Origin of the sequence: Rhodococcus sp. ARC_M5 (genome assembly GCF_022810405.1) — a bacterium.
Lineage (GTDB): Bacteria > Actinomycetota > Actinomycetes > Mycobacteriales > Mycobacteriaceae > Rhodococcoides > Rhodococcoides navarretei.
The window spans coordinates 16,131-32,600 of sequence record NZ_JALGQE010000026.1 but is presented as its reverse complement, the minus strand read 5'-3'; the positions used below and the strand labels follow the sequence as shown (position 1 = coordinate 32,600).

The following is a 16,470-nucleotide window of genomic DNA, read 5'->3' as shown; positions in this document are numbered from 1 at the left end:
AAATACCTCTGTTGCACAAAGGTTCTTTGCTTAGTGTGTGAGCACGACCGCGCGACGCGGTTCTCCGGCGGCGCCGAAATCGCACGACATCGACGCTTAGGGTTGCGAGCGTCTTCAACAGGCGATCCGACGAACATCATTGAGCGCGAAGAACGGACACCGATGACCAGCCCCACACCCCCGCCCGGATGGCACCCAGACCCGAGCGAACCAGGACTGATCAGATACTGGGACGGAACCCAATGGACCGAACACACACAACCCGCCGCCGGGCCGACAGCAGAGGAACCAGCTCCCACCGGTCCCGATGAACCCGGCCAGCCCGACCGGTCAGGCGTCCCCCGTTCGGTCAAGATCATCGGCGGCGTCGTCTGCGCGTTCGTCGTGATCGGCGTGCTCGGTGCCGTCTTCGGCGACGACGAGCCCGCCGACGACTCTCAGGCCGCTGCACCGTCCACGACGTCGAGCGCTGCAGCGCAACGGACGTCGACGCCCGCCCCTTCCACCACCACCGTCCCGCCGACCACGACCACCTCAGCTGTGGCCGCCCCTCCCCCGGCTCCCGCGACGTATACATCCGATCCCCGATGTGCCCCAGCGAATCAGTCGCTCGTGGATCTGGTCGCCTCCGGCTTTTCCGAATCCGGGCTGACCCTGACCAACGGCACCGTCATCGACGGCGGCGACTACACCTACATCGGCGGAACTACCGTCGACACCACCGGTCGGGTCGAGAACAGATCCGATGTCTGGGTCATCGCAAACGGCACCGTTTACTCCTCGACCGGAGGAGCACGAAACACCACGAGCTGGCCGCGAGCCAGCTCCGAGTTAAATATCTCCCCCGGCGACCCCGACGTGCAGGCCGTCGACGCGTGCGTCGTGGACCTCACCCGGTAAGGACGTCACCCCAGGTGACACGTCAGCGTGCGGGTTCGGCGACGTTGGCTCGGAAGACGACGTCTTCTGGCCCGCTGGGCATGCTGTTGAACAGGTCGACCACAATTGCGGCGGCCTGATTCGCCAACTCGACGGCCTCGTCCTCGCCGTGGGTCTGCGCCGCGACGGCCCAATGCGCATTGCTGTCATCGGTGGGAGTGATCGACACCGTGTCGGAGTAGTCCTCTGCCGATCCTCCGCGTTGTTCGGCGAGTCGGTCACTTACCTGCGGGAGCAGGATCGCAACCGGTCAGGTCCAGGCCGACCCCCTCAGCGCCGGGATATCTGAATTGGGGGTCGTCTGCTTCGTCGGTGGGAAACGTCGCGGTGATAGCGATGGTCGCTCGGCGGCGTTTCCGGGTTCCGTCAACCGGCCCACTCTTAGTGCTCGCAACCGCGGAAACGCTGGGACACAACCCAGTACCGCAATCGGCGTGAAATCGGAAAAGCCCGCACACAGACCAGCGGGCACTGGCGGATCGCGAAACTCTCTGCAGAGCAGACGAACACAGATGACCTGGCCTGCGGACTACGTCTTCCAGGTCCACGCTCCGCCGATGAACTTGGGTCGATCATCATCGAGAGCAGGAGGAGGCTCTTTGGCAGCCCCGGCTCGGCGTACGGAGAGTGCAGCGGACCGGAACAGCTCTTCTTCGACTCCCGCAGGCAGCGGTTCCCACTCGAAGTCGACTTCGTCTCCAGCGTTGAGGGTTCCGGATGGCGTGTGAATATTGAGGGCCTGAATGAGGCATCCGCCGGGCGTATCATCCGAGTCGATGATTCCCCAGCCTTCTTCGACCGCGTATCGACTCACTCGCCCCCTACTGGTGGTCATAGCTCGAGGACCTTTCGTGTTGGAAAACTCGGGCGTTTCCGGCCCCGACCCCGGCGGCCGAATCGTCTCGAACGAACGACTCAAGTGATGACCGGCAACGTGGACCATGGGAAATTGATCCACTTGTCGGTTTCACGCCACGAGTAGTCCGGCTGCACAATGGTTCTGGGCTTGGTGTAGATCACGGCTGACCGCACGTCGGCGGTGTGAGCCTTCAGTAGATCGATGACCAGAGCCAGTGTGCGGCCGGAATCGGCGACGTCGTCGACCACGAGCAATTTCTTGCCGACGATCGCGTCGGTGTCCAGAAGTGGTTCGAGAACAACGGGATCGGGCAGGGTCTCCTCGATGTCGGAGTAGAACTCGACGTTGAGAGTGCCCGCAGCCTTGACGCCCATCGCGTAGGAGATGGCACCGGCGGGAATGAGTCCACCGCGAGCGATCGCGATGACGATGTCCGGCACGAACCCGTCGTCGACGATCAGCTCGGTGAGTTCGCGCGAGGCATCCCCGAACGTCGCCCACGTCAGTACTTCACGTTCCTGTTCGGTCATGACGCACAACTTTACTCATCCCCAATTTTGCCAATCGAGCAAATATGTTTGCGTACCCGGCTGCGAGCGGGCATTCTCGGACCATGGCCGACCACACGCACGCCGCCGACCGGACCCCCGCGGAGCCGGATTTCGAGAACGGTGCCTTCGACGAAGCATTCTGGGACAACCTCTACAACCAACGCACCACCGTCTGGAGCGGAAATCCCAACGCCGTGTTGGTTCAGGAAGCGTCCACGCTGACTCCGGGCCGCGCCCTGGATATCGGCTGCGGCGAAGGTGCCGACTCCCTGTGGCTCGCCGGTGAAGGATGGAACGTGACCGGCGTCGACATCTCCGATGTCGCCCTCGGTCGCGCTCGCGCAGCACAACAGGCACTCGAGCCGCAGACACCGACGGTGAACTGGCAACAGGAAGACGTTCTGGACTGGACACCCCCGGCCGGTGCGTTCGATCTGGTGTCGGTGCACTTCCTGCAGGTGCCACCGGACGAGCTCGAGTTGACCACCCGCAGGTTCGCCGCAGCGGTTGCACCGAAGGGACGCCTGTTGATCGTCGGGCACAGTCCCAGTGACAGCCACGCCTCGCAGCACCCGGCCAAACACCGGCTGTTCGCTCCGGAACCGGTCGTCGCTGCGGCCGGCGACGGGTTCGAGGTGATCCACGCCGAGCATCGCACCCGCATGACGCCCGACGGCGATGAGCGCATCGACACGGTCGTGGTGCTGCAGCGCCGGTAAACTCGGGCGGTGTTCTCGCCGACGACGTATCGAATTCCCCTGGCCGTCACCTTCGTCGTCGCGCTGATCGTGCTCTTCACGCCTGCGTCCGGTGTGCCCTCGGGATTCGAGCACAGCGACAAGATCATTCACTGCATCCTGTTCGCGGCTCTCGCGTATACGTCCCGACTCGCCGGAATCGACTGGGTCAGGACCGTACTGTGGGTGTCGGCGTTCGCGGTGGTGTCGGAGTTCCTGCAGGCGATCCTGCCTCTGGGACGCTCCGGATCGGTCGCCGACGCTCTCGCCGACGCTGCCGGAGTTGCGGTGGGCCTGATCGCGGCGAGCTGGGTTCTACCGCAGCGCGTCAAGAATGCCCCGGACCTGCATTAGACTGACCGAGCACCGGGTTTCCTCGGCCAGCGCGCACACTCCGGAAGGAACGCCATCACCTCGTCTTCTGCCCCGCACGATATCTACCTCGTTCCACCGGAGCACGAGACCAACGATGCCGTCACCCGAGAATCAGCAGCATCCGCAGCACGACTGAGCGAACGCTCCGACGTGGTCAGCCACGACGGCCGCTACGCACTGACCATCACCTCCACCACCCCGCACCAGGCGATGGTCGAGGATCTGCTGTTCGTGCGCGCCGTGCTCGACGCCGCACGCATCAAGTACCTACTCGTTCGCGGCAACGACGAACGGCCCGTCATCGCCATCGAACTGGGTGCCCGCGACGCGCTGACCACCGCACTGGTACACGCCTGCCGCGCCGAGCCGTTCTACTCCAAGACCGTCGACGCCCGCGGAAAAGCAGTTCTGGTGGCCGACGGCACGCTCTCGCCGTCCGCGAACGCACGCATCGTGCGCCTGTACCGCCCACGCGTCGAGCCGTTCAGCGGCCTGTACTACGGCGCGTCGACGGCGGTGCAGATCGAACTGTGGTCGTTCTCCCCGTCCGAGATCGTGCTGCCGATCGAGAACTCTCTGACCAGGCGCAACATTCGGCCCGACGAGGCCGTCCGCGGTACAGTCGAACGCTTCGGCAGAACGTGGCCGACCATCGAGAACATGTTCGCCGACCACGCGTCGGACATCAATTTCGACATCGACATCGTCTTCTCCTGGGTCGACGGCTCCTCGGCGGAATTTCAGGCGCAGCGGGCGCGGCAGATGGCGAACTACGTCGTCGGTGAGGGTGACGACTCGGCGGCTCGCTATCGGCAGATCGACGAACTGAAGTACGCGCTGCGGTCGATCCACCTCTACGCACCGTGGATCAGGCGCATCTTCGTGGCCACCGACTCGCCGAGGCCGGCGTGGCTCGCCGACCATCCCAAGGTGACGTTCGTGCCGAGCGAGGCCTTCTTCGTCGACACCTCCGTTCTGCCGACCCACAATTCGCAGGCCGTCGAAAGCCAGCTGCACCACATCCCCGGCTTGTCCGAGCACTTCCTGTACTCGAACGACGACATGTTCTTCGGTAGACCGGTCAGTCCGTCGATGTTCTTCTCCCCAGGCGGAATCAGCATGTTCATCGAGGCGACCACGCGAATCGGGTTGGGCTACAGCGACGCCGACCGCAGCGGCTTCGAGAACGCGGCGCGCGTGAACCGGCGAATCCTCCAGAACCGCTTCGGGATGACCACCACCCGGCACCTCGAACATGCGGCAACCCCGTTGCGGCGCAGCGTGATGCAGGAAATGGAGAACGAGTTTCCGGACGAGTTCGCGTCCACGGCCGCGAGTGCGTTCCGCGCGAGTACCAACATCTCGGTGACGAACTCGCTGTACCACTACTACGCATTGATGAGCGGCCGCGCGGTGGTCCAGAAGGATGCGAAGGTCAGGTACATCGACACCACGTCGGTTGCAGGCCTCGAACTGATGGAGAAGCTGCTCCCGAAGCGATCCGTGGACTTCTTCTGCCTCAACGACGGCAGCTTCCCCGAAGTCGACCTGGATCTACGCACCCGTACCGTCACACAGTTCCTGGACAAGTACTTCCCCATCGTCGCGCCCTGGGAACGCGAACAGCGCTAGGCGTCGCTGAACGTCTTTCGCCGAGCACTGTCTGCGATGGTGACTCCCGCCTCGCTCAGCCTGCGCGCGGTCTCCTGAGCCGAGACAGGTTCTCCCACAGTGTCGTACGAGCCCGTCGGCACCACCGAGTGCACGACGGTGTCCTCGTAGACGTGGACGAGGTTGTATCCCTGGGCACCGTCGCGGCCCCGTAGTCCGCCTGCGGGCACGTTCAGATCCTGGGTGTAGCACGTGGCCGACGCCACCGAGACGGGAATGCCCGCGAACGTGGCCGTCGTCGAATAGTGCAGGTGCCCGGCAAGAATGGAGCGCACATCGGTTCCGCGCAGTACGTCCGCCAGGCGCGGTTGATCGAGCAGTTCGACCAGTACCGCAAGATCGAGCACCGTCGGCACCGGCGGATGATGCATCGCGAGAATCGTGCCGAATTCTGCGGGGGTGGCGAGCGTGTCTGCGAGCCAGGCCAATTGCTCGTCACCGAGTTCGCCGTGATGGCGTCCGGGAACCGTCGTGTCGAGAGTCACGACACGAAGACCGTCGACGTCGTGCACACGATCGATGGACTGCCCCGTCGGTTCGGCGTCGAGCAGCTTCTGGCGGAACGTCGCGCGGTCGTCGTGATTGCCCATCGCCCAGACGATCTGCGCGCCGAGTTCCTCGGCCACCGGCTCGACCAACGCCCGCAGTTTCTCGTACGCACCGGGCTCGCCTTTGTCTGTCAGGTCTCCGGTGAACACCAACGCGTCGGGCCGCACACCAGAGTTTCGTACGTCGGTCATCACCTGCTCGAGCCGCAGCTCACTGTCCACGCCGCCGTACAACCGACCACCACCATCGACGAGATGGGTGTCGCTGACGTGCAACAAGCAGTGATGGGGGCGTGGGTACTCGGCCATCCGAGACTTCATCGAACTCTCGCTCACGATCGGACCTACCGTTTTACGATCGCCCGGGTCGGACGAACGCCACTGCTGCAAGCCAAGCATACGAGCGTTCACTGAGAAAAAGCTGGTCGAATCTCGGCGGTGAACACCGCACGAACTTCTGGCGTGTGACAGGTTGTGGGCATGACGAAACCGAAGTTGACCACACTCCTCGCGACCGCGGGGCTGACCGTGGGATCGATGGTCGGAATCGGCGTCGCACCCGCAGCCGCGCAGGAGCTCCCGACCGTCGTGCTGGTGCACGGTGCGTTCGCGGACAACACCAGCTGGGACGGCGTCGCCGAGAACCTCCGCGGCCGCGGCTACCCGGTGGTGACGGCGGACAACTCGCTGCGTGGGCCGTCGGTCGACGCGGCTTCGGTCACCGATGTGGTCGAGAGCATCGACGGACCGGTGGTGCTGGTGGGCCACTCGTACGGCGGCAAGGTGATCAGCAACGTCCATGCCGACAACGTGGAGGCCCTGGTCTACGTCGCCGCGTTCATGCCCGTCGAAGGCGAACCCGTCGCCCTCGAACTCGACCCCATCCGATTCCCGGTGACCGCGCTGGTACCGCCGGTGATCGGCCTGTCGATCGTCGACGACGCGTCGAACATCATCGGTAAGAACGTCGACTCGTACATCACGCCCGCCCTGTTCCGACCCTTCTTCGCCCCGGACGTCACCGAGGAGCAGGCCGCGCGCATGGCTGCGCACCAGAAGACGATTGCCGCAGGCGCACTGCTCGAGCCGAGCGGTCCCCCGTCCTGGGCGAACACCCCGTCGTGGGCGTTGATCCCCCAGCAGGATCAGATCATTCCGGCCTCGGCCGAACGGTTCATGGCGCAGCGGGCCGGCGCTCAGGTGACCGAGGTACCGGGCTCGCACGCCATCCTGGTGTCGAACCCCGGTGCCGTGGCCGACCTCGTCGCCGCCGCGGATGCGGGCAGCTGACACCCCTCACGAAACGACCTCGGGCCCGGTCACCTGTCCAGGTGGCCGGGCCCGAGGCGTCTGCGACGACAGTCAGATCCCGATGAGGTCGTGATCGGCGACCTTCGACGCCAGGATGCGCAGGTGCTCGTCGGCACCACCGAGAGTGTGCTCGATGGCCACCAGTCGACTGGTGTAGTGCCCGACCGGATATTCGGCGGTGACGCCGATTCCGCCGTGCAACTGAATGGCCTCCTGGCCGATCTTGCGACCGGACCGCGAGATCTGCAGCTTGGCGCGCGACGCGATGGTCGGGTCGACGTTGCCGTCCGCCAACGACATCGTGGCGTACAGACTCATGCTGCGGGCGAGTTCGAGCAGCACGTACATGTCGGCGGCGCGGAAGGTGAGCGCCTGGAACTTGGCCAGCGGAACCCCGAACTGCTTGCGCGCCTTGAGGTAATCGGTGGTCAGCCGCAGCGCCTCCTCCATCGCACCGATCGCCTCGGCGCACAGCGCGGCCTGCGCTCGCACCTCCGCTCCGGTGATCGCCGCGGCCGCGTTCTCAGCGGTACCGAGCGGTTCGGCGGCGACGTCGACGAATTCGATCTGCGCGGCGCGCTGGCCGTCGTGGGTGGCGTAGGACTTTCGCGTCACACCGGTCGCGTCGGCGTCGACGACGAACAGTCCTGTTCCGCCGGCAGGCAGCGTTGCACTGACGACGATCACGTCTGCGCTTCCGCCGTGCGGTACCGGGTTCTTGACGCCGTTGATCGACCACGATCCACCGTCCTCGGTGGCGGTGGTGCCGACCTCGATGTTGGGCCAGCGGGTGCCGGATTCGTTGTGCGCGAACGCCAACATCGACGATCCCTCGGCCACTGGCGGCAGAAGCCGCGCGCGCTGCTCGGCGCTGCCGAGCTCGGAGATCAACCCGCCGGGGACGAGCACGGCGTCGAGAATCGGCTCCGGCGCGAGCCGTCGTCCGACCTCGGTCATCACAGCCATGATCTCCACGGGACCGGCGTCCATACCGCCGTCTTCCTCGGCGAACGTCAGACCCAGCAGGCCGACCTCGGCCAACTGCTTCCAGACGTCGGTGCTCCAGCCCAGGTCACCGGCAACGATCTTGTTGCGCTTCTCGGTGTCGTAGGCCCGCGAGAGGACCTCACGAGTGGTGTCGCGCAGCAGCTTCTGCTCTTCGTTGAGTTCGAAATCCATGTCTTCAGATGCTCCCTTACAGTCCGAGAATCGCAGAGGCGATGATGGTGCGCTGAACCTCGTTCGAGCCGCCGTAGATCGACACCTTGCGGTAGTTGAGGTATCCCGGTACCGAGCGCTGCGCCCAGCCCTCGCTCTCGATGTCCTCGCCCGCCTCGTAGGGCAGTGAGTCCGGTCCGGCGACATCCATCAGCAATTCGGTTGTGGCCTGCTGCAATTCCGATCCCCGCAGTTTGAGGATGGACGACGCCGGGTTCGGCTTGCCGTCGTCCGAGCTGGACACCATGCGCAGCTGAGTCAGCTCCAGGGCGAGCAGTTCGTTTTCGACCTCGGCCATCTTGGCCGCGAACAGGGGATCCTCGAGCAGCGTGCCGCTTCCGACCTTCGTCTGCGCTGCGTGCTTCTTCGCCTGTCCCAGGTGCACTTTGGTGTGCCCTGCGCGGGCGACGCCGGTCCGCTCGTTACCGAGCAGGAACTTGGCGTAGCTCCACCCCTGATTCTCCTCGCCGACGAGGTTCTCCGCCGGAACGCGGACGTTGTCGAAGAAGACCTCGTTGACCTCGACGCTGCCGTCGACCAGCTTGATGGGGCGCATCTCGATGCCGGGGGTGTTCAGGTCGATGAGCAGGAAAGAGATTCCGGCCTGCTTCTTGGGCGCGTCCGGGTTGGTCCGCACGAGTGCGAAGATCCAGTCGGCGTACTGGCCGAGCGTGGTCCACGTCTTCTGTCCGTTGACGATGTAGTCGTCACCGTCGCGGATGGCAGTGGTGCGCAACGACGCCAGGTCGGATCCGGCCTCGGGCTCGGAGAACCCCTGACACCACCAGATGTCGAGGTTCGCCGTCTTGGGCAGGAACTTCTCCTTGATCTCCTGCGAGCCGAAGGTCGCAATGACCGGGCCGACCATCGAGGCGTTGAACGCCAGCGGCTCGGGTACCGAGGCCAGCTGCATTTCGTCGAGCCAGATGTGCCGCTGGACAGCGGTCCAGTCGCGCCCGCCGAACTCAGCAGGCCAGTGCGGCACAGCCAGGCCGTTCTCGTTCAGGATTCGCATGGTCGTAACCACCTCGTCCTTGCTCAACTCCTGACCCGTCGCGTTCTTCTCGCGAATCTCGGCGGGGATCTTCGTGGTGAAGAACGTCCGCATCTCGTCGCGGAACGCGGCCTCTTCTTCTGTCAGGGCAAGATTCATCGACAATCCTCCGTGCTCGTTCGCTTATCTCGGTATCGACCGTACTCCCTGGTAACTCTGGGATATTCTCCGCTCACTATGACTTTTCTGGCACTGGTTCGGCACGGTGAAACGAACTGGAATCTGCACGGGCGTCTACAGGGCTCTTCGGACATTCCTCTCAACGACACCGGCCGTGCTCAGGCCCGTGAGGCCGGCTACCAATTGGAGTTCCGTACGTGGGATCACCTGATCAGTTCGCCGCTGATCCGGGCCTCGGAAACCGCGGACATCATCGGCGCTCACCTGGGCCTGACCCGCACCGTCGAATTTCCCGATCTGGCCGAACGACACTTCGGCGACGCCGAAGGATTCACCGACTGGGACGCGTACTCGCACTGGCCGGACGGCCGGTACCCGGGCTTGGAGCCGCGTTCGAACCTGATCGTGCGCGGTGTGCGAGCCGTCGACGAGATCGCCTCGCGCTATCCGGACTCCGCGGTGATCGCCGTGGCGCACGGCGGCGTCATCCGGGCGATCTTCGATGCGATTCGACGCCGCCACTCCCCGCGCATCCTCAACGCGGGCGTTTCGACCCTCGAGCACGACGGTTCTCGCTGGACCGTTCGCACCATCAACAGCGTCGCGGTCTGACAGAGTTTTCGTTCATGGAGATCGAACGGCGCATCACCGAACTGGGCTTCACGTTGCCCGGTGAACCGACCGCCCCACCTGGTTTCGAGTTCTCGTTCGAGTGGGTGCGGGTGCGCGGCAACCGGGTGTTCGCCTCGGGCCATTCGCCGCTGGCCCCCGACGGCACACTGGCAGGACCGTTCGGCGCGGTTCCGTCCGAAGTCGGTCTCGACGCCGCCACCGACGCCGCGCGCGACACCGCACTGGCACTGCTCGGTGGCGTCGCGCGCGCGGTCGGCGACCTCGATCGAATCAGCGCGTGGCTGACCGTGACCGGGTCGGTCAATGCCGATCACGGCTTCACTCAGACCACCACGGTCGTCAACGGCTTCTCCGATCTGGTGCTCGCCATCTTCGGTCCCGAGATCGGTGCGCACGCCCGCACCGCGCTCGGGGTGGCCGCGCTGCCGATGAACAACTCCGTGGTGGTGTCAGCGGAGTTGGAGATCGACGGGTAGGTTTTGCTCCACTCGTACATACGGCGAAAGCAGGCGCGGATGGTGCGCAGATCGACCCTTGCCCTGGTCGCGATCCTCATCGGAATTCTCGGGTTGTCCGGCTGCAGTGCGTCCTCGCAGTCGTTGCTGGACCGGGTGAAAGACGAGGGCGTTCTCGTCGTCGGCACCGAGGGCACCTACAGCCCGTTCAGCTATCAGGGCGGCGACGGACAGCTCACCGGCTACGACATCGACGTCATCAACGCCGTCGGAAACGAGCTGGGGGTACGCGTCGACTTCGTGCAGACCCCGTTCGACTCGATCTTCGCCGGTCTGCAATCCCAACGCTTCGACCTGATCGCCAACCAGGTCTCGATCACCCCCGCGCGCCAGTCGGCCTACGACCTGTCCACGCCCTACACGGTGTCGCAAGGCCAGATCCTCACCGCCGCAGACGACTCCACCATCACCTCGCTCGCCGACCTGACCGGTAAGACCACCGCCCAATCCTCGACGAGCAACTGGGCAGAGGTCGCGGCGGACGCCGGCGCGAACGTCGAAGCCGTCGAGGGATTCGTTCAGGCGGTCACTCTCGTCAAGGACGGCCGCGTCGACGCCACCGTCAACGACTCCCTCGCCATCGCCGAATACCTGCAGCAGACCGGCGACACCGGAGTGAAGATCGCCGGCGAGACCGGAGACACGACCCTGCAATCCTTCGTGGCCCGCAAGAACAGTGGGCTGATGGACGAGGTCGACACCGCCATCGACACCCTGCGCGAGAACGGCACCATCGCCGAGATCTCGAACAAATACTTCGGAAGCGACGTCGCCGCACCGACCGCCGACACCGTGGTGCCGGAGAGCGACGACGCATCGTCGACGGCGCCGTCGAAGATGCAGTTGGTTCTCGACAATCTGTGGCCGATGCTCAAAGCGACTGTCACGATGACGATTCCGCTGACCGCCATCAGCTTCGTGACCGGACTCGTCATCGCTCTCGCCGTTGCGCTGGCCCGGATCTCGTCGATCACACCGCTCGCTGCAGTCGCCCGGTTCTACGTCTCGATCATTCGCGGCACTCCCCTGCTGCTACAGCTGTTCATCATCTTCTACGGCCTACCGCAGTTCGGCATCGTGATCTCACCCTTCCCGGCCGCGGTCGTCGCGTTCTCGTTGAACGTGGGCGGCTATGCAGCCGAAGTCATTCGCGCAGCGATCCTCAGCGTGCCCAAGGGGCAGTGGGAAGCCGCGCAGACCATCGGGATGGGATACCGAACCACGTTGCAGCGCATCGTGCTTCCGCAGGCGTTGCGCACCGCCGTTCCACCGTTGTCGAACACGCTGATCTCGTTGGTCAAGGACACCTCGCTCGCGTCGACCATCCTGGTCACCGAACTGCTGCGCGTCGCACAACTCGCAGCGGCACCGACCTTCGACTTCTTCACCCTGTACACCGTTGCCGCGCTGTACTACTGGGTGATCTGCATCGTCCTCTCCTTCTTCCAAGGCAAACTCGAAGTCCGACTCGACAGGTACGTGGCGAAATGACAGACCTGCTGACAGTATCCGCGCTGAAGAAGTCGTTCGGTCCACTGGAGGTGTTGAAGGACGTCTCGTTCACCGTGCCGTCCGGCACCGTGACCGTCATCATCGGACCGTCCGGATCCGGCAAGACCACGATTCTGCGCGCCCTGAACGCACTCGACCAGGCCGACGCAGGCGTCATCGGTATCGGTGACGTATCGGTCGACTTCGGACAGCCCGTCGGTGCGCCGCAGCTACGTCACTTCCGGGCCCAGAGCGGCATGGTGTTCCAGAGCCACAACCTGTTCCCCCACAAGACGGTGCTGCAGAACATCATCGAGGGACCGGTGATCGTGCAGAAGCGCGCAAAGGACGACGCCATCCGCGACGCGCACGCAATCCTCGATCAGATCGGTCTCGACGCCAAGTCCGACCAGTACCCGTTCCAGCTGTCGGGAGGCCAGCAACAACGCGTCGGAATCGCCCGAGCTCTTGCTCTCCGCCCCAAGCTGATGCTGTTCGACGAGCCCACCTCGGCACTCGATCCCGAACTCGTCGGCGAAGTACTCGGCGTCATCAAAGGCCTTGCCGCCGAGGGCTGGACGATGGTGATCGTCACCCATGAAATCCGCTTCGCCCAGCAGGTCGCCGATCAAGTGCTGTTCATCGAGAACGGCGTCGTCCTCGAACGAGGCACACCGGAGCAGGTGCTGGTGAGCCCGACCGAGCCTCGTACGCGCCAGTTCCTGCAGCGGATATTGGCGTAGAGGGGCTGCGCCCCATGTGAGTGGAGCCTGTCGGAACGAATTAGTCGAGGCATGTGAGTAGAAGTTCGTAGTGGGGTACGAAGTTTCGTGCACATGCGGCGAAGCCGCTCTAGAGGTGCGGCAGCACCTTGTCCAGGGTGATCGGCAGGTCGCGGACTCGGACGCCGGTAGCGTTGAACACCGCGTTGCCGATGGCCGCGGAAGATCCGACGGCACCGATCTCACCGATTCCCTTGCCGCCCATCGGCGCGAGATCGGTGTCGACCTCCTCGACCCAGACGGCCTCGATGTCGGTCACGTCCGCACACACCGGGATGTGGTACTCGGCGAGGTCGTGATTGGCGAACCCGCCGAATTCGTGATCGACGACGCCACTCTCCATCAGGGCCATGCCGAGCCCGAACGTCATGCCGCCGATGAGCTGAGACCTGGCCAGCCGCGGATTCATCACCGCGCCGATGCCGAACACCCCGAGCATCCGTCGCACCCGGACCTCACCGGTGTCGATGTCGACCGCGACCTCGGCGAACTGCGCACCGAACGCCATGCGCGCCAACTCTTTCTGACCCTCGACGTCGTCGGTGGTGTCGGCCTCGGCCGAATGTCCCGGCTCGTACGATCCCTGAGCCTTCAACGAATGGCAGACCTTGGTGACGGCCCAACCCCACGACGAGGTACCCGAGGAGCCGCCGGCACCAGGTGCTTTCGGCAGAGCGCTGTCGCCGAGTTCGAGTGTGACGGTATCTGCATCCACCTCGAGAGCGTCGGCCGCAATCTGACGCAGCACGGTGCGCGCGCCGGTACCGATGTCCGACGCGGCGACGGACACCGTGATCGTGCCGTCCTGCTCCACGCATGCCGAGGCGGTACTCGGCGAGATCAGCACCGGGTAGCTGGCCGTCGCGACGCCCATGCCGACCAGGGTGTTGCCCTCTCGACGCTGACCGGGCGTGGAATCGCGGCGGTCCCACCCGAACTTCTCTGCCCCCTCGCGGAGGCACTGCACCACGCTGCGTGAGCTGAACGGGTTGCCGCTGGCGGGATCGACGTCCGGTTCGTTGCGGATACGCAGTTCGATCGGATCGATACCGGTGGCCGTGGCCAATTCGTCGATGGCCGTCTCGACGGCGAACATGCCCGGAGCCTCTCCCGGGGCTCGCATCCACCGCGGCGTTCCGACGTCCAGCTGTGCGAGTCGGTGGGTGGTGCGACGGTTCGGGGCCGCGTAGATGTGTCGAGTGGATTCCGAGGTCTGCTCACAGAACTCGAAGATCGTGCTGGTCTGCTGGAACGAATCGTGCGCGATCGACTGCAGCGTACCGGTCGAATCAGCGCCCAGCCGAACGTGATTGAGCGTCGGGGTTCGGTAGCCGACGACATCGAACAGGGCCTGTCTCGGCAGGACCAGCTTGACGGTCTTTCCGGTTGCTCGCGCCGCCATCGCGGCGAGGACCGCATTGGGCCGAGTACTGCCCTTGGCTCCGAAGCCGCCGCCGACGTTCTCGGCGATCACGCGAACGTTCTCGGGTTCCAGATCGAATGCCGTCGCCAGGTCCCCCTGCACACCGGACGGTGCCTGCGTCGAATCCCAGAGTGTCAGAACGCCGTCGGACCACTGCGCTGTGGTGGCATGCGGTTCCATCGGACTGTTGTGCATCGGCGCGGTGGAGTACCAGTTGTCGACGACGTGCTCGGCCGACGCCAGCGCCGCGTCGGGATCGCCGACGGTGACATCGGTGGGAAACCCGGCGTTGACGGACTCGGGTGCGTACAGCGAGCGGTGATCGGCGGTCAGAGTGTTGTCCGGAGCGCGGACGCCGGTGTACTGCACCTGCACCCGGGCTGCGGCGGCGCGAGCGTTCTGGAGAGTGTCGGCCACGACGACCGCCACGATCTGACCGCGATAGGAGACGGTATCGGACTGCAACACGTGCAGTTCGGCGTCCTCGACCTCACCCAGCTTCTCGGCGTTGCCGTGCCAGAGGACGGCATGCACTGCGGGGTCTTTCTCCAGCTCGACGTGTTCGACCGTCCCGGCGGGAACCGTCGCAGGCACGTACCAGGCATAGAGCTGTCCGACCGCCGGCGATTGCTCGGCGGCGTACCGCGCCCGGCCGGTGACCTTGGCGATCGATTCGGTGCGCTGAATCGGTTGTCCGATCGATGCAGTCATGACCGGTCTCCCGAAGCTGTGAGTTCCACCAGGGTGCGGGCGACGAGGTTGGTCACCAGCGGAATTTTGAACGCATTGTCGCGCAACGGGTCTGCGGCGTCGAGTTCGAGGGCGATCGCCCGCCGGAACGACGCCTCGTCGGCGGCCCCGCCGAGCAGCGCGTGCTCGGCCGTGCGGGCCCGCCACGGCTTGTGCGCGACGCCACCCAGCGCGATCGACACCCCGCGGACGATGCCGTCCTCGACGTCGAGAGTGGCGGCGACCGACGCGACCGCGAACGCGTAGGACTGGCGGTCCCGCACCTTGCGGTAGGTGGAGACGGTGCCGTCCGCCGGTGCCGGTATCTCGATGGCCGTGACGAGTTCGTCCCGCGCGACCGTGTTGTCGCGCTCGGGCTCGTCATCGGGGAGCCGATAGAAGTCGTCGATCGCGAGGGTGCGCTCTCCGTTGACACCGCGAACGACCACGCGGGCGTCGAGGGCGGTCAACGCGACCGCCATGTCGGAGGGATGCGTCGCCACACACGCCGGGGAGGCACCGAGGATGGCAAGGTTACGGTGCTCACCCTCCCGGGCCGGGCAGCCCGAGCCCGGCTGCCGTTTGTTGCACGGCTTCGATGCGTCCATGAAGTACACGCACCGGGTGCGCTGGAACAGGTTTCCGCCGGTGGTGGCCATGTTGCGCAACTGGCCCGAGGCACCGGAGAGCAACGCCCGCGAGAGCACCGGATACCGCTGACGCACCACCGGGTGCACCGCGAGATCACTGTTGGTCACACCGGAACCGACACGCAGCGAGCCGTCGTCGGATACGTCGATGTCGTGCAACGGAAGTCGCGTCACGTCGATCAACGTCGTCGGGCCGACGACACCGAGCTTCATCAGGTCGACGAGGTTGGTGCCGCCACCGAGCAGCATCGCGTTCTCGTCCTCGGCGAGGCGGGCCACGGCGTCGTCGACGGCGGTGGCTGCGTCGTACGCGAAGGTTCTCACGACGCGTCCTGCACGGCCGGAACGATATTGGCGTAGGCACCGCATCGACAGAGGTTGCCGCTCATACGTTCTCGCACTTCACCGGAATCGAGTTCGACATCGGTGGCCTCGAGGTCGTCGGTGACCGCGCTGGGCCAACCCTGTTTCGCCTCTTCGATCACCGCCACCGCGGAGCAGATCTGCCCGGACGTGCAGTACCCGCACTGAAACGCATCACGGTCCACGAAGGCCTGCTGCACGGGATGCAATGTGTCGCCATCGGACAATCCCTCGACCGTGGTGATGTCGCGATCCTGTTGCGCGACCGCGAACGTCAGGCAGCTGTTGATCCGCCGCCCGTCGACCAGCACCGTGCAGGCACCGCACTGCCCGTGGTCACACCCCTTCTTCGCACCGATCAGGTCGAGATTCTCCCGCAGTGCGTCGAGCAGGGTGGTTCGGGTATCGCACTCGAACTCGCGATTCGTTCCGTTGACACGGAGAGTGACGTTGGTCATGCACGGCCGGATACCCGAGGCTTGGTCCACCAAACGCTCGAAC

18 protein-coding genes are annotated in these 16,470 nt (G+C 65.0%); 9 read left to right on the top strand and 9 right to left on the bottom strand.

Annotated elements, in window-relative coordinates; translation table 11 throughout:
- Positions 1 to 162 precede the first annotated feature (162 nt).
- Positions 163 to 900 carry a DUF2510 domain-containing protein gene (locus MTX34_RS24200; protein ID WP_243611082.1) on the top strand — a complete coding sequence of 246 codons (738 nt, stop codon included), beginning with the start codon at positions 163 to 165 and terminating at the stop codon, positions 898 to 900.
- Between the two features lie 22 nt (positions 901 to 922).
- On the opposite strand, the gene MTX34_RS24195 is transcribed toward MTX34_RS24200, so the two are convergent.
- The 3 genes from MTX34_RS24195 to MTX34_RS24185 form a co-directional block, all read right to left on the bottom strand.
- Positions 923 to 1,108: a hypothetical protein gene (locus tag MTX34_RS24195; RefSeq protein WP_243611081.1), complete on the bottom strand. Its 186-nt coding sequence runs from the start codon at positions 1,106 to 1,108 to the stop codon at positions 923 to 925.
- A 360-nt stretch (positions 1,109 to 1,468) separates the two neighbouring features.
- The gene (locus MTX34_RS24190; protein WP_243611080.1) at positions 1,469 to 1,774 is read right to left on the bottom strand and encodes a hypothetical protein; all 306 of its coding nucleotides are present in this window, start codon (positions 1,772 to 1,774) and stop codon (positions 1,469 to 1,471) included.
- An 80-nt stretch (positions 1,775 to 1,854) separates the two neighbouring features.
- Positions 1,855 to 2,328: a phosphoribosyltransferase gene (locus MTX34_RS24185; protein ID WP_243611079.1), complete on the bottom strand. Its 474-nt coding sequence runs from the start codon at positions 2,326 to 2,328 to the stop codon at positions 1,855 to 1,857.
- Positions 2,329 to 2,411: 83 nt separating this feature from the next.
- On the opposite strand from MTX34_RS24185, the gene MTX34_RS24180 reads away from it, so the two are divergent.
- The 3 genes from MTX34_RS24180 to MTX34_RS24170 all read left to right on the top strand — a co-directional run bounded on the left by MTX34_RS24180 (position 2,412) and on the right by MTX34_RS24170 (position 5,093).
- Positions 2,412 to 3,068, top strand: coding sequence for a bifunctional 2-polyprenyl-6-hydroxyphenol methylase/3-demethylubiquinol 3-O-methyltransferase UbiG (locus tag MTX34_RS24180; RefSeq protein WP_243611078.1), 657 nt, complete (start codon positions 2,412 to 2,414; stop codon positions 3,066 to 3,068).
- Between the two features lie 9 nt (positions 3,069 to 3,077).
- Positions 3,078 to 3,440, top strand: a complete 363-nt coding sequence (locus tag MTX34_RS24175) for a VanZ family protein (protein WP_243611077.1) — start codon at positions 3,078 to 3,080, stop codon at positions 3,438 to 3,440.
- A gap of 153 nt (positions 3,441 to 3,593) precedes the next feature.
- Entirely contained in the window at positions 3,594 to 5,093 is a 1,500-nt protein-coding gene (locus tag MTX34_RS24170) for a stealth family protein (protein ID WP_243611093.1), read from the top strand.
- On the opposite strand, the gene MTX34_RS24165 is transcribed toward MTX34_RS24170, so the two are convergent.
- Positions 5,090 to 6,001 carry a phosphodiesterase gene (locus tag MTX34_RS24165; protein ID WP_243611092.1) on the bottom strand — a complete coding sequence of 304 codons (912 nt, stop codon included), beginning with the start codon at positions 5,999 to 6,001 and terminating at the stop codon, positions 5,090 to 5,092. The genes MTX34_RS24170 and MTX34_RS24165 overlap by 4 nt on opposite strands.
- A gap of 159 nt (positions 6,002 to 6,160) precedes the next feature.
- On the opposite strand from MTX34_RS24165, the gene MTX34_RS24160 reads away from it, so the two are divergent.
- Positions 6,161 to 6,970 carry an alpha/beta hydrolase gene (locus tag MTX34_RS24160; RefSeq protein WP_243611076.1) on the top strand — a complete coding sequence of 270 codons (810 nt, stop codon included), beginning with the start codon at positions 6,161 to 6,163 and terminating at the stop codon, positions 6,968 to 6,970.
- Positions 6,971 to 7,042: 72 nt separating this feature from the next.
- Here the strand turns inward: MTX34_RS24160 and MTX34_RS24155 are convergent, their stop codons facing one another.
- Positions 7,043 to 8,170, bottom strand: a complete 1,128-nt coding sequence (locus tag MTX34_RS24155; RefSeq protein ID WP_243611075.1) for an acyl-CoA dehydrogenase family protein — start codon at positions 8,168 to 8,170, stop codon at positions 7,043 to 7,045.
- Positions 8,171 to 8,186: 16 nt separating this feature from the next.
- Positions 8,187 to 9,362 carry an acyl-CoA dehydrogenase family protein gene (locus MTX34_RS24150; protein WP_243596902.1) on the bottom strand — a complete coding sequence of 392 codons (1,176 nt, stop codon included), beginning with the start codon at positions 9,360 to 9,362 and terminating at the stop codon, positions 8,187 to 8,189.
- 78 nt (positions 9,363 to 9,440) lie between these two features.
- On the opposite strand from MTX34_RS24150, the gene MTX34_RS24145 reads away from it, so the two are divergent.
- Genes MTX34_RS24145 through MTX34_RS24130 form a run of 4 tightly spaced genes read left to right on the top strand, consistent with a single transcriptional unit; the run spans position 9,441 to position 12,765 of the window.
- Positions 9,441 to 9,995: a histidine phosphatase family protein gene (locus tag MTX34_RS24145; RefSeq protein ID WP_243611074.1), complete on the top strand. Its 555-nt coding sequence runs from the start codon at positions 9,441 to 9,443 to the stop codon at positions 9,993 to 9,995.
- A gap of 14 nt (positions 9,996 to 10,009) precedes the next feature.
- Positions 10,010 to 10,492 carry a RidA family protein gene (locus MTX34_RS24140; RefSeq protein ID WP_243611073.1) on the top strand — a complete coding sequence of 161 codons (483 nt, stop codon included), beginning with the start codon at positions 10,010 to 10,012 and terminating at the stop codon, positions 10,490 to 10,492.
- 39 nt (positions 10,493 to 10,531) lie between these two features.
- Positions 10,532 to 12,022, top strand: coding sequence for an ABC transporter permease subunit (locus MTX34_RS24135; RefSeq protein WP_243611072.1), 1,491 nt, complete (start codon positions 10,532 to 10,534; stop codon positions 12,020 to 12,022).
- Positions 12,019 to 12,765, top strand: coding sequence for an amino acid ABC transporter ATP-binding protein (locus tag MTX34_RS24130; RefSeq protein WP_243611071.1), 747 nt, complete (start codon positions 12,019 to 12,021; stop codon positions 12,763 to 12,765). The genes MTX34_RS24135 and MTX34_RS24130 overlap by 4 nt, the downstream gene beginning before the upstream one ends.
- Before the next feature lie 109 nt (positions 12,766 to 12,874).
- Here the strand turns inward: MTX34_RS24130 and MTX34_RS24125 are convergent, their stop codons facing one another.
- The 3 genes from MTX34_RS24125 to MTX34_RS24115 are packed head-to-tail and all read right to left on the bottom strand — an operon-like array spanning position 12,875 to position 16,427.
- Positions 12,875 to 14,938 carry a xanthine dehydrogenase family protein molybdopterin-binding subunit gene (locus MTX34_RS24125; RefSeq protein ID WP_243611070.1) on the bottom strand — a complete coding sequence of 688 codons (2,064 nt, stop codon included), beginning with the start codon at positions 14,936 to 14,938 and terminating at the stop codon, positions 12,875 to 12,877.
- On the bottom strand, positions 14,935 to 15,930 hold the full coding sequence (locus MTX34_RS24120; protein ID WP_243611069.1) for a xanthine dehydrogenase family protein subunit M: 996 nt from the start codon (positions 15,928 to 15,930) through the stop codon (positions 14,935 to 14,937). The genes MTX34_RS24125 and MTX34_RS24120 overlap by 4 nt, the downstream gene beginning before the upstream one ends.
- On the bottom strand, positions 15,927 to 16,427 hold the full coding sequence (locus MTX34_RS24115; protein WP_243611068.1) for a 2Fe-2S iron-sulfur cluster-binding protein: 501 nt from the start codon (positions 16,425 to 16,427) through the stop codon (positions 15,927 to 15,929). Before MTX34_RS24115 ends, MTX34_RS24120 begins: the two co-directional genes overlap by 4 nt.
- Positions 16,428 to 16,470: the final 43 nt, after the last annotated feature.